Source organism: Streptomyces sp. NPDC086766 (genome assembly GCF_044746005.1).
In the GTDB taxonomy this organism is placed as follows: domain Bacteria; phylum Actinomycetota; class Actinomycetes; order Streptomycetales; family Streptomycetaceae; genus Streptomyces.
The window spans coordinates 309,526-321,595 of sequence record NZ_JBIVBI010000001.1 but is presented as its reverse complement, the minus strand read 5'-3'; the positions used below and the strand labels follow the sequence as shown (position 1 = coordinate 321,595).

Genomic DNA, 12,070 nt, shown 5'->3' with positions numbered 1-12,070 from the left:
CCGGCCACCACCTGTGCGCCACGGAGCCCTTCCCTCCGACGCAGAGTCCTCCGCCCCCGATCCTCTCGGGCAACGATGTGTGGAGCTTCGTCTCCGAGCCGGGCCTTCACCCCATGCGGGTGACCGTGACCGCGGACAAGGCGGGAACGGCCCGCGGAGACATCCTTGTGGGCCCGTACAGCGCGGGCAGGGTGACCGGTCAGACCGGGGCGTTGATCAACGACGACTCCGGTGATCCGGTCTGGTTCCGCCCGCTCCCCTCCACGACCCTCCAGAACACCGACGTCAAGGTCCAGACCTATCACGACGCCCGCAGGGGCCGGGCGCAGCCGGTGCTGACCTGGTGGCAGGGAAGCATCGCCCTGCCACCGTGGTACACGAACCTGCCGCCCGGCGCCCCGGAACCGGGCGGATGCTACTACATCTACGACCGCCACCTCCGCCTGCTCAAGACGGTCTTCGCGCATCACGGCTACTACCCGGACCAGCACGAGTTCACCCTGACCCGCAGGGGCACCGCGCTGTTCATCGCGTCCAAGCCGGTGCCCATGGATCTGACGCCCTACGGAGGGCGGAAGAACGGCTCCATCGAGAACAGCGAGATCCAGGAGGTGGACCTCGCCACCGGCAGACTGCTCTTCTCGTGGAACGCACTGGAGCACCTGGACCCCGCGGACTCCGAGGAGCCGGCGCCCAACTCGTCGTCGCCCGGCGAGGTGTGGGATCCCTTCCACCTCAACTCGGTCGACGAGGGCCCTGACGGCCGGCTGCTGATCTCCGCTCGGAACATGTGGGCGATCTACGACGTCGCCCGGAGGTCGGGGAGGATCCGCTATCAAATCGGGGGGAGGAAAAGCGACTTCGCCTTCGGCCCCCAGGCGGACTTCTCCTGGCAGCACGACGCCCGATACCGGCCGGGAAACCGGATCAGCCTGTTCGACAACGGCTGTTGCCATCTGCCCGACGGCGCGCCCGCACAGGTCTCGCACGGCCTGATCCTCAGCCTCGACCTCCCCGAACGGAAGGCGACGGTGGACCGGGCCTACTACCACCAGCCGCCGCTGGAGTCGCCGACCCAGGGAAACACACAGGTCCTCGGCAACGGCAACGCCTTCATCGGATGGGGCCAGAGCCCGTACTACTCCGAATACGCGCCAGAGGGAAACAGTCAGGGCAGCGCCTCGCGGAACCTGCTCTACGAGGCGAAGCTGCCGGGTTCCGACATCTCGTACCGAGCGTTCCGGAACAGATGGATCGGCACCCCGGACTACCCCCCGAGTGCCGCAGCACGCGCCCACGGCGGGGGCAACGTCGTCTACGCCTCCTGGAACGGTTCGACGCAGACCAGAGCATGGCGGGTACTCGCCGGGTCCGACCCCCACTCCCTGTCGGTCGTGGTGAGGCACGCCCCACGCTCCGGATTCGAGACAGCCGTCACCACGAAGTCCCCTGGACCGTATTTCCAGGTGAAGGCGCTGAATGCGCGGGGCAGGGTGCTGGGGACCTCACGTGTCGTGACTCTCCCGGGCCACGGCCGACGGGGGAGGCCATGACGGAATCGCGGCGTGGCCGTTCGAAGCGCAGAGCCGCGATGAGGGGCAGACGAGTCGGGCTGTACGCCGGGTTCTGTTCCGGAGGGTCCTCGCGGGCCCTCCGGCGACGGCCATCCATCTAGGGCCGGTGTTGCCACCGGCCTCGTGCGGTCTACCCGCGGACTCGGGCGGGCAGCCCTCGAACGTCCGCGCAGAGCGCTTTTCACGGCGCTCCTTTTGACCTTGCTCCGGGTGGGGTTTACCTAGCTGCCCAGGTCACCCTGGGCACTGGTGGTCTCTTACACCGCCGTTTCACCCTTACCGAGGGCCGAAGCCCCCGGCGGTCTGCTTTCTGTGGCACTGTCCCGCGGGTCACCCCGGGTGGCCGTTAGCCACCACCCTGCCCTGTGGAGCCCGGACGTTCCTCGGGAAGCCCCTTGAGGGACTCCACGCGGCCGCCCGCCCGGCTCGTCTGCCGTGTCGAACATGGTACCGGGCGCACCGGCCCCTCTCGTCCGGGCCGATCGCCCCGTCAGAGGAAGTCCGTCGTGTCCAGGTCGAAGGCGAAGGGTTCGGGGAGGGAGAGGGGCTTGCCGAAGGGACGGGTGCACAGCTCGGGGTAGTCGTCGCCCTTCGGGTCGCTGAACAGGGTGATCGAGGCGGCATCCCGGTCCACGAGCAGGTAGAGCGGGATGCCGGCGCGGGCGTAGCACCGGCGCTTGGCCTCGCGGTCGGTCTCCGGCTTCGTGGAGGTGACCTCCAGCACCATGGCGACGCCTTCGCAGGGCATCCAGGGCTCGGCTCCTCGGTAGAGGCGCAGCGCCCTGGGCGCGAAGGTGCCGTCCGGGATCACATGATTCTTCGGGCAGTGTCCTCCACTGATCAGCTTCAAGCCCTTGTTCCCGGAGAACTGCATCTCGGTACGGGCCCGCCCGTACACCTGCCTCACGATCAGCTCGATGTAGTCCTCGTGCTCCCCGTCCGGCGGCGGCGTCACTACGATCTCCCCCTCGATCAGTTCGGCCCGGAAGCCTGCCGGGGTGTCGAGGGACAGGAAGATCTCCAGCAGTCCCTCGGCCGGCGTGGTGGGCTCGTGCGCCACGGCAGTCATGTCACGCCCCTCCTTCGGTCGCTCGCCAGACTCGGACATCCCAAGATCACCTGTCCATGAGATCGGGAACCGTTCCCTCGATCGTGGCACAGACGTGCGCGCTCACGCGGGTTTGAAGCACAGGGTGGCCGTGACGGGGTCGGCACGGGTGAGTCGTACGCGCAGGTCCTCGCCCAGGGGGAGGGGGGTCCCGGGGCTCTCGACGGGGGCCAGGACGGGTGGGGAGGCCAGTTGGACGGTGCCGGTGGTGGGGTGCCGCTCCTCGACGTCGATGACGCAGGCGTCGAACACGTCGCCGGTCCGGTCCGCCAGGAGCGCGGCCTCCAGCGCACGGAGGCAGGCCCGTTCGACGGCCTCCGCGCGCCGGGCGCCCTCCGCCGTCTCCGCGGGCAGCGCGTCCAGCGCGGCGAGCACCCAGTCCGGCGGGTCCTGGCCGGCCGCCGCGGCGAGACAGATCTCGGTGGCGTACCGGTCGGCGAGGCGGTGCAGCGGGGCGGCGCAGTGGGCGTAGGGGGCGGCGACGGCGGCGTGGGTGGTGAGCTCCGGCAGCCTGCCGTCCCGGAAGACGGTGTGGCCCGCGCCGCGCAACAGGGTCGTGCACTCCTGGAGGAAGGCCGCGTGCGGCGGCCGGTGCGGGTCGAGGGAGCGGACGAGGGCCGCGTAGGAGACGTGGTGCGGCCAGTCGACGCGCAGGGCGTGCGCGGTGCGGCGCAGCCGGCCGACCGCGCCGTCGGGGGCGGCGGGCAGGGTGCACAGCACGCCCGTCCCCTGCCTGAGCATCAGCTCGGCCGCCGCCAGGCCGGGCAGCAGGGAGAGCTGGGCGTACCGGCGCTCGACGGGGGGCGGCACGCGGTAGGCGACCCGGTACGCGGAGCCGTACACGGTGATCTCCTGCTCGGGCACGGTGAGCGAGATGCCGCCGCGCTCGGCCTCCAGCCCCTCGCGCAGCCGCCCGACCTCCGCCAGCAGCACGAGCGGCTCCTCGGCGGTCCCGGCGTCGATCGCGTGCTGGACCCCGGCGGGGTCGAGCCGTGCGCGGCTGCGCACCAGGGAGCGCCGGACGTCCACGGCGAGGACACGGCCGTCCGCGTCCAGGTCGAGCGTCCACAGGACGGCCGGCCGGGTCCGCCCGGGCAGCAGGCTCGCCGCGCCCTCGCCGAGGACGGCCGGGTGCAGCGGGACGTTCCCGTCGGGGAGGCACAGCGTGGTGACCCTGCGGTGCGTCTCGGCGTCCACCGGGCCGGACGGTACGACGAAGGCGGCGACGTCCGCGACGGCGTACCGGACGCGGTGGCCGGTGCCCCGCCGGGACAGGTGCAGGGCCCGGCCGAGGGTGGTGGCGCCGGGCCGGGAGAGGGTGAAGAAGGGTACGTCGGTGGCGTCTTCGCGGGCTGCGTGGGTCGCGCGGGCCGCAAGCGCTTCGAGGGGGAGGGCGGGGTCCCGGGCCGCCCGTTCGGCCTCGGCCAGGACCTCGGGCGGGAAGCCGCCGGGCACCCCCGGCGCGGTGCGCAGGGCGGCGAGCGCGGCCCTCAGGGGCGCTCCGGGAGCGCCGGTCACGCGGATGCGGCGGCGGGGCATACAGCGAGCGTAGGCCGGGGGTGCCCGGGCGGCACGCCGTACGCTGGCGCGGAGTCCCACAGAAGGAGTGACCCCGTGCTTGTCCTGCTGCCGCCGTCCGAAGGCAAGGCCTCCTCCGGGCGTGGCGCCCCGCTGCGGCCGGAGTCGCTGTCGCTGCCGGGGCTCGCCGCCGCCCGTGAGGCCGTCCTCGGCGAACTGGTCGGGCTGTGCGCGGGCGACGAGGACAAGGCCCGTGAGGTGCTCGGGCTGAGCGAGGGCCTGCGCGGCGAGGTCGCCAAGAACGCGGAACTGCGCACGGCGGGCGCACGCCCCGCCGGGGAGATCTACACCGGGGTGCTCTACGACGCCCTCGGCCTGGCCTCCCTCGACACGGCCGCCAAGCGGCGCGCGGCGCGGTCGCTGCTGGTGTTCTCGGGGCTGTGGGGCGCCGTCCGGGTGACCGACCGGATCCCGTCCTACCGCTGCTCGATGGGGGTGCGGCTGCCGGGGATCGGCGCGCTGGGCGCGTACTGGCGCGCGCCGATGGCCGCGGTGCTGCCCGAGGCGGCCGGCGGCGGGCTGGTGCTGGACCTGCGGTCCTCCGCGTACGCGGCCGCCTGGAAGCCGAAGGGCGAGGTCGCGCACCGGACGGCGACCGTGCGGGTGCTGCACGCGCAGACGGTGGACGGCGTGGAGAAGCGGTCGGTCGTCAGCCACTTCAACAAGGCGACCAAGGGCCGGATCGTCCGCGCCCTGCTGACCGAGGGGGCCGCTCCGAAGGACCCGGCCGAACTGGTCGAGGCGCTGCGCGACCTCGGGTACGTGGTGGAGGCGGAGCCGCCCGCGAGGGCGGGGAGGCCGTGGGCGCTGGACGTGGTGGTGACGGAGATCCACTGACACGACCGGCACCCTCGGCGCGTTGCAGCATACGCAACGCCCTTTGCGCAGGGTGAAGGCCGTGGGCAGGATACGGCCATGCCCTCCTCCGTGCCCGCGCCCGCGCCGGTCTCCGTGCTCGATCTCGCCCCCGTCGTGCCCGTGGTCGTCCTCGACGACGCCGCCGACGCGGTGCCGCTGGCCCGGGCGCTCGTGGCCGGCGGGCTGCCCGCGATCGAGGTGACGCTGCGGACGCCGGCCGCGCTCGAGGGGATCCGGGCCGTCGCGGGCGCGGTGCCGGAGGCGGTGGTGGGCGCGGGCACGGTCATCTCCCCGGGCCAGGTGCCGGACTGCGTGGCGGCCGGGGCGCGGTTCCTGGTGAGCCCCGGCTGGACGGACGCCCTGCTGGAGGCGATGCGGGCGTCCGGGGTGCCGTTCCTGCCGGGGGTGTCGACGACGACCGAGGTGGTGGCGCTGCTGGAGCGCGGGGTGCGGGAGATGAAGTTCTTCCCGGCCCAGGCCGCCGGGGGCACCGCCTATCTGAAGTCCCTGTCCGGCCCGCTCCCCCAGGCCCGCTTCTGCCCGACCGGGGGCATCGGCCCGGACACCGCGCCCGCGTATCTGGCGCTGCCCAACGTCGGCTGTGTCGGCGGGAGTTGGATGCTGCCGCCGGACGCGGTGGCCGCGCGGGACTGGTCCCGGATCGAGCGGCTGGCCCGCGCGGCGGCGGGGCTCAGCGCAGGTGCGAGGTGTCGTTGAGCAGCCGGACGCTCGCGTTGCCGTCCGCGTAGTACGCCACCGCCGACAGCGAGGCCGCCGACAGCTCCATGCGGAACAGCGACTCGGGGGGTGCGCCGAGCGCCAGGCGGACGAACGTCTTGATCGGCGTGACGTGCGTGACGAGCAGGACCGTGCGGCCCGCGTGGGCGGCGACCAGCTTGTCGCGGGTGGCGGCGATCCGGACGGCGGTCGCGGCGAAGCTCTCGCCACCGCCGGTGGGTTCGGCCTCCGGGGAGGCCAGCCAGGCGTTCAGGTCGTCCGGGTGGCGCTCGCGGACCTCGGCGAAGGTGAGCCCCTCCCAGGCCCCGAAGTCGGTCTCGCGCAGGCCTTCTTCGACGGTGACGCCGAGGCCGAGCCGGGCGGCGACGATGCCGGCGGTCTCGCGGGTGCGGGCCAGGGGCGAGGAGACGACGGCCTGGATCGTGCCGCGCCGGGCGAGGGCCGCCGCCACTCGCTCGGCCTGCTCCCGGCCCACGGCGGAGAGCGAGGGGTCGGTCCCGCCGCTTCCGGAGAACCGCTTCTGCGGGGTCAGCGGGGTCTCGCCGTGCCGCAGCAGGACGAAGGTGGCCGGAGCGCCGAGATCCGCGGGCGCCCACCCGGGCGAGGCGACGACCCGCGCGGCCCTGACGTCGGCGCCCGCGGGGGTGGGGGCGGGGGGTGCGGCATCCGCGGCGGCGGCCGCACGGGCCTCGGCCTCCGCACCGGCGTCGGCACGCGCTCCGGCACCCTCGCCGGTGACGGCATCCGCGCCCGCTTCGGACGGGCCGGCGTCAGGTGAAGTCCCCGTGTCCATCGCCTCGTTGGCCAGGCGGTCGGCCTGCTTGTTCTGGTCGCGCGGGATCCACTCGTAGGTGACCCGGTCGGGCGGGAAGACCCGGGCCGCCTCCGTGGCCAGCGGTCGGAGGCCGGGGTGCTTGATCTTCCAGCGGCCCGACATCTGCTCCACGACGAGCTTGGAGTCCATGCGGACGTGCACCCGCGCCGCGGGGTCCAGTTCGCGCGCGGCGCGCAGGCCGGCCAGCAGGCCCCGGTACTCGGCCACGTTGTTCGTGGTGGTGCCCAGGTACTCCGAGGCCCGCGCCAGCGTCTCCCCCGTCGCCGCGTCGGTCACCACGGCCCCGTAGCCCGCGGGCCCGGGGTTGCCCCGCGACCCGCCGTCCGCCTCGACGATGAACTCCCGCACGCCGTACCGCTCCCTACCGGCCCTACCGCCCGACCACCGACCGCGCGCCCGGCTACAGGCCGGACTCGGCGGTGCGCACCAGGATCCGGCGGCAGTTCTCGCAGCGTACGACCGTGTCGGGGGCCGCCGCGCGGATCTCGCTCAGCTCGGTGATGGCGAGCTCCTGGCGGCAGCCCTGGCAGGTGCGCTGGTACAGCTTCGCCGCGCCGATGCCGCCCTGCTGCGCGCGCAGCTTGTCGTACAGCTTGAGCAGGTCTGCGGGGACGGAGCCGGCGACGACCTCCCGCTCCTTGGTCACGGACGCCGCCTCGCCGTCGATCTCCTCGAAGGCCGCGTCCCGGCGCCCGGTGGCGTCGTCGATCTTGGACTGGACGGAGCCGACGCGCTCGGTCAGCTCGGCGACCCGCTCCTGCGCGGACTCGCGGCGCTCCATGACCTCCAGGACGACGTCCTCCAGGTCGCCCTGGCGCTTGGCGAGGGAGGCGATCTCGTGCTGGAGGTTCGACAGGTCCTTCGGGGAGGTGACGGCACCGGAGTCGAGGCGCTGCTGGTCGCGGGCGGCGCGCTGGCGCACCTGGTCCACGTCCTGCTCGGCCTTGGTCTGCTCGCGGGCGGTGTCGCTCTCCTCGGTCTGCGCGGCCACCAGCAGGTCGCGCAGTTGCGTCAGATCCTTCGTCAGCGACTCGATCTCGGCGTGCTCGGGCAGGGACTTCCGCTTGTGCGCGAGTTGCTGCAGGCGGACGTCGAGGGCCTGGACGTCGAGCAGTCGGATCTGGTCGGCGGGCGCGGCGTTCAGTTGGGGGCTCCCGGGGCATTCGAAGGGGTGCGCGAAGCGCTCGTTGGAAGGGTGGCGGTGGACGCCGCGTGGGCGGTCCAGGGGTCGGTGACCGTGGCCGAGACGTGCACGCGCAGGTCCCAGCCGTGCCGGTCGGAGATTTCGTCGAGCTGGGCTGCGGCCAGCTCGCACCAGGGCCACTCGGTGGCCCAGTGCGCCGCGTCGAGCAGCGCGAGGGGGCTGTGGGCGGAGGCCGCCATGAACTCGGAGGCCGGGTGGTGGCGCAGGTCCGCGGTGAGGAAGGCGTCGGCGCCGGCGGCCCGTACGGCGTCGAAGAGGCTGTCGCCGGAGCCGCCGCTGACGGCGACCGTGCGGACGAGGGCCTTTGGGTCGCCGGCGACGCGGATGCCCTGCGCGGTGGCGGGCAGCCGCTCCGCGGCGCGCGCGGCGAACTCGCGGACGGTCAGCGGGTGGTCCAGCGCGCAGACGCGGCCCAGCCCGCGGCGGCCCTCCGGGTCGGTGGCGTCGGGCACCAGGGGCCGTACGACCCGCAGGTCCAGCGCGCCCGCGAGGGCGTCGGAGACGCCGGGGTCGGCGGTGTCCGCGTTGGTGTGCGCGACGTGCAGCGCGATGTCGTGCTTGATGAGGGTGTGCACCACGCGGCCCTTGAAGGTGGAGGCCGCGACCGTCGTCGTACCGCGCAGGTAGAGCGGGTGGTGGGTGACCAGCAGGTCCGCGCCCAGCTTCACCGCCTCGTCGACGATCTCCTGGACGGGGTCGACGGCGAACAGGACCCGGGTGACCTCCTGGTCGGGGTCGCCCACGACGGTGCCGACCGCGTCCCAGGACTCGGCCCGCTCGGCGGGCCACAGGCTCTCCAGCGCGGCGATGACTTCAGACAGACGGGGCACGGGTGCAAGGCTACCTGGCCGATCTCCGCGGCTGAACCGGTGCCGTCGCCCCGGCCCGGGGCGCGCGCGTCCAGCACACACGTCTCCGCCCCCTCAGCAGAATCGCTTCTGCTCCACCCTTATGTGTGAAGCCGCCGCCCGCCGCTCCTGCCTCCGCACCGACGAAAACTAGCGTCGTCACCGGAGGTGACCGACGATGACGGCCTGTGCCATCGAGCCCACGGCGGACAACGAGCACGGCGGTACGCCGCGGGCAGGCTGCACGATCACGGCGGACGGAGCCTACGCGGCCCGGCTCGCGCGCAGCGGCGACTCCCTTTACCCGGAGCGCTGGACGCTGGACGGCCCCGAGCCCTACACGGTGCCGCTGCCCGGCAACCAGCCCGAGGAGCCCGGTACGGAGGTGCAGCCGATGGCCGACGGCCGGGTCCTCATCCGGCGGCCGACGGCCGGGCGGCACGCCTTCTCCCTGCTGTATCCGACCGGCCCCGGCACCGGCGAACTGCCGCTCGGCGCGGTCGAGTGCCCGGAGGGCACCGGCCTGCGGCTGCTGCCCCCGGCGCCCGGCGGCGAGCGGGCCTACGCGCTCGCCGTCGGCCGGCGCTCCACGGCGGTGTGGCTGGTGGTGGGCGGCGCCCTGGGGCCCGAGCTGGTCGCCGAGGTGCCGGGGCACTGCTCGGGCGGGGTCTGGCTGGACCGCGCCGCACGGATGCTGGCCCTGGACCGGGAGGTCCTGGGGCGGACCAAGACGGTCGTGGTGGACCTCGGGCGCGACGGCGCGGTGTCGCCGCTGCTGCAGATCACCGCCGAGAGCGACGACCGGCTGCTGCTCGCCGACCCCGACAGCGGGCTGCTGCTCATCCGCTCGGACGCACCCTCTCCCGGGAAGGACCGGCTGGGCTGGGGCGTCCTCGGCAGCACCCTGCCGGTGCGTTTCCCGGAGTGCCTGCGGCTGCCGGACTGCGTGGTGACCCCGTTCGCCATCCAGCCGGGGCAGGTGCTGACGCCGGAGCAGTGCGGGGTGGCGCTGCGCTGCGACGGCGCCCTCGGCAGCTGGGTCGGCGTGTGGCGGCCCGCCGAGCGGCAGGTGGTCCATCTGCCCGCGCCCGAGGGGTGGTTGACCGGGACCGGGCTGTGGACCGCGGACGGGGAGCTGCGGCTGCCGTACGCGACCGAGGCGGTGCCCTGCGGGGTGGCCGCGTGGGAGGCGCCGCTGGGGCAGGCGTCGCCGCACCCGGCGGCGCGGGAGGGCTCTGCGGGCGCGGAGGGGAAGCCGCCCGGCGCCGGGGAGCCCTCCGGCGGGGACCTCCCGGATGCCGGGGAGCCCACCGACGCCGGGGAGCCCTCCGATGCCGGGGAGCCCTCCGATGCCGGGGCCGGTGAGGACCCCTGGGCGGGCGCCGCGCGGACGTCGGCCAGGCAGGCGCCGGTGACGCGGGCGCCGGGCGCGGGGACACCGGCCGCGGACGACGGGACGAGGCCCTGTCCGGGCGCAGAACCGGACGCCGAACCGGACGCCGAACCCGGCCCGGTGGCGCGACCCTTGCCGCCGGAGCCCGCCGCGCCCCGCCCGGTCCCGTTGCAGCAGGCGCCTCTGACGGACCGTATGGCGAGCAGGTAACGAAGTCGTGCCGGTCGGCGTGGCCGCCTGGATTTCGCCCGAGGTGTGCCGGTTAGACTCGCCCGGCTGTACGAAAGATGATGTTGACGGGGTGAATCCTTCCGATGAGCGACGCCAGTACGAACCAGCCGCTGCCCGACGAGCGCGTCCAGGACGCCACCGGTCATGGCAGGCACCGCGGTCCGGTCTCGTCCCAGCAGGGCGAGACGGCCCCCAGCGGCCGCCACCGCAAGCCCGGCGGGGAGGCCGAAGCGGCCGCCTGACGGCGGACAGCGGACAGCAGACGGCGGAGGGGCCCGGACTTCCTGGAAGTCCGGGCCCCTCCGCCGTCGTCGCGCCGTGCGCGGCGCGGGCCGAGGACCTCGACGGCCGCGAACTCCTCCCCCTCCGCCCGCGGCCCGCCCCGGTGACGACGGCTGACGGTCCCTCCGGCGGTGGTGGCGCACCGGCCCCCCGGGCGGTTCAGGTGTGCTCCACGACGGTGTCGGCGAGGACGTGGGCGTCGTCCCGCTCGACGGCGCTCACGGCGACCCGCACGGCCCCCTCCTGCCGCCACATGCGGATGCGCAGGGTCTCGCCCGGATACACCACCCCGGCGAAACGCGTGCTGTACGAGCGGACCCGGGTCACGTCACCGCCGAGCAGGGTGTCGACGACGGCCTTCAGCGTCATGCCGTAGGTGCACAGCCCGTGCAGGATGGGCCGGTCGAACCCGGCGAGCCGCGCGAACTCGGGGTCGGCGTGCAGCGGGTTGTAGTCGCCGCTCAGCCGGTAGAGGAGGGCCTGGTCCTCGCGGATCGGCCGCTCGACGGTCCGGTCCGGTGGGCCGGCGGGTTCCGCCGGACGGGTGGAGGGGCCCCGGTCGCCGCCCCAGCCGCCCTCCCCGCGGACGAAGATCCGGGCGTCGCCGGTCCACAGCGGGCCGTCGGCGTCGGTGACCTCGGTGCGCAGGACGAGGACGGCAGCCGTGCCCTTGTCGTGGACGGCGGCGATCCGGCTGGTGGCGGTGGCGGTGCCACGCACGGGAAGGGGCCGGTGCACGGTCAGCGCCTGGCCGCCGTGCAGCACCCGGGCGAGTTCGACCTCGACGCCGGGCATGGACAGACCGCTGATCACGCCGGGTGAGCCGCCCCCGGCGACGGTGGCGAAGCTCGGCAGGACGTGCAGCCTGGACTCCAGGGTGTAGCGCAGCTCGTCGGGGTCGGTGGCGGGGACGCCCGCGCCGATGCCGAGGTGGTAGAGCTGGACGTCCTTGGGGGTCCAGGAGATCTCGCCGGTCCGGGGCTCGGCGGCGAGTGCCTTGGCTGCGTCGATGGGCATGGGGCTCCTGACGGTCTCGAGACCCCGCGCGGCCGTCCGCTCCGTCGGCCGCACCGAGGTCGTCACGATGCCGCGGAACCCGGAGCTTCTAGAACGAGTTCCAGTCGGCGCCCCCTGTATAACCCTGCGCCCGCCGACTGTGAAAGCTCCTGACTCCGCGCCGGCTCGCGTGGGGTGCGGTGCGGCCGGCCGTGACATTTGTCCCGCCGGAGAGCGGACAAGCGCATCTGCCGGACGGGGCCCGGGTCCTCGTAGCGTCGTGGTCATGGCGAAGAGGAACGGGACGGCGCCGGGCGGGACACCGCCGCCCCTCGGTGCGATCCTCGTGCTGACCGCCTGGCTGCCCGCGCCGGGTTCGTACGCCGTCCTGTCGTACCGCCGCGGCGCGGGCACCGACTGATCGG

Annotated in this window: 11 protein-coding genes, 1 other RNA gene and 1 pseudogene; 6 read left to right on the top strand and 7 right to left on the bottom strand. The window is 74.2% G+C overall.

The genetic code is table 11. The features are described 5' to 3' along the window. Nucleotides 1–113 precede the first annotated feature (113 nt). Nucleotides 114–1,553 carry an arylsulfotransferase family protein gene (locus ACIPM1_RS01455; protein WP_402427358.1) on the top strand — a complete coding sequence of 480 codons (1,440 nt, stop codon included), beginning with the start codon at nucleotides 114–116 and terminating at the stop codon, nucleotides 1,551–1,553. A 46-nt stretch (nucleotides 1,554–1,599) separates the two neighbouring features. Here ACIPM1_RS01455 and rnpB read toward each other — a convergent pair. From rnpB to ACIPM1_RS01440, 3 genes are all read right to left on the bottom strand, one after another. Beyond that, nucleotides 1,600–2,003, bottom strand: an RNA gene (rnpB, locus tag ACIPM1_RS01450) — RNase P RNA component class A. 61 nt (nucleotides 2,004–2,064) lie between these two features. Next, nucleotides 2,065–2,643, bottom strand: coding sequence for a Uma2 family endonuclease (locus tag ACIPM1_RS01445; RefSeq protein ID WP_402427355.1), 579 nt, complete (start codon nucleotides 2,641–2,643; stop codon nucleotides 2,065–2,067). Between the two features lie 102 nt (nucleotides 2,644–2,745). Further along, nucleotides 2,746–4,221, bottom strand: coding sequence for an RNB domain-containing ribonuclease (locus tag ACIPM1_RS01440; protein ID WP_402427352.1), 1,476 nt, complete (start codon nucleotides 4,219–4,221; stop codon nucleotides 2,746–2,748). Nucleotides 4,222–4,296: 75 nt separating this feature from the next. On the opposite strand from ACIPM1_RS01440, the gene yaaA reads away from it, so the two are divergent. Together yaaA and eda are read left to right on the top strand one after the other, a co-directional pair. After that, entirely contained in the window at nucleotides 4,297–5,097 is an 801-nt protein-coding gene (gene yaaA / locus ACIPM1_RS01435) for a peroxide stress protein YaaA (protein ID WP_402427349.1), read from the top strand. Nucleotides 5,098–5,175: 78 nt separating this feature from the next. Continuing rightward, nucleotides 5,176–5,835, top strand: a complete 660-nt coding sequence (gene eda / locus ACIPM1_RS01430; protein WP_402427346.1) for a bifunctional 4-hydroxy-2-oxoglutarate aldolase/2-dehydro-3-deoxy-phosphogluconate aldolase — start codon at nucleotides 5,176–5,178, stop codon at nucleotides 5,833–5,835. Here the strand turns inward: eda and ACIPM1_RS01425 are convergent. The 3 genes from ACIPM1_RS01425 to ACIPM1_RS01415 are packed head-to-tail and all read right to left on the bottom strand — an operon-like array spanning nucleotide 5,810 to nucleotide 8,725. Beyond that, nucleotides 5,810–7,039: a bifunctional RNase H/acid phosphatase gene (locus ACIPM1_RS01425; protein ID WP_402427343.1), complete on the bottom strand. Its 1,230-nt coding sequence runs from the start codon at nucleotides 7,037–7,039 to the stop codon at nucleotides 5,810–5,812. The two genes, eda and ACIPM1_RS01425, sit on opposite strands and share 26 nt — an antisense overlap. Nucleotides 7,040–7,091: 52 nt before the next feature. Beyond that, nucleotides 7,092–7,835, bottom strand: coding sequence for a C4-type zinc ribbon domain-containing protein (locus ACIPM1_RS01420; RefSeq protein ID WP_356188499.1), 744 nt, complete (start codon nucleotides 7,833–7,835; stop codon nucleotides 7,092–7,094). After that, on the bottom strand, nucleotides 7,832–8,725 hold the full coding sequence (locus ACIPM1_RS01415) for a Nif3-like dinuclear metal center hexameric protein (protein ID WP_402427340.1): 894 nt from the start codon (nucleotides 8,723–8,725) through the stop codon (nucleotides 7,832–7,834). Before ACIPM1_RS01415 ends, ACIPM1_RS01420 begins: the two co-directional genes overlap by 4 nt. Before the next feature lie 196 nt (nucleotides 8,726–8,921). Between ACIPM1_RS01415 and ACIPM1_RS01410 the strand changes: the two genes are divergently transcribed. Continuing rightward, a complete protein-coding gene (locus ACIPM1_RS01410; RefSeq protein WP_402427337.1) occupies nucleotides 8,922–10,346 on the top strand; it encodes a hypothetical protein in 1,425 nt (474 codons plus the stop codon). Nucleotides 10,347–10,450: 104 nt separating this feature from the next. Next, nucleotides 10,451–10,609: a hypothetical protein gene (locus ACIPM1_RS01405; RefSeq protein ID WP_402427334.1), complete on the top strand. Its 159-nt coding sequence runs from the start codon at nucleotides 10,451–10,453 to the stop codon at nucleotides 10,607–10,609. Nucleotides 10,610–10,808: 199 nt separating this feature from the next. Here ACIPM1_RS01405 and ACIPM1_RS01400 read toward each other — a convergent pair whose 3' ends face one another. Then, nucleotides 10,809–11,666 (bottom strand): MaoC/PaaZ C-terminal domain-containing protein, encoded by an 858-nt coding sequence (locus ACIPM1_RS01400; RefSeq protein WP_402427331.1) that lies wholly within the window; start codon nucleotides 11,664–11,666, stop codon nucleotides 10,809–10,811. 295 nt (nucleotides 11,667–11,961) lie between these two features. Between ACIPM1_RS01400 and ACIPM1_RS01395 the strand changes: the two are divergent. After that, a pseudogene (locus tag ACIPM1_RS01395) lies at nucleotides 11,962–12,066 on the top strand (ABC transporter permease); the annotation flags it as partial. Between the last annotated feature and the right edge of the window lie 4 nt (nucleotides 12,067–12,070).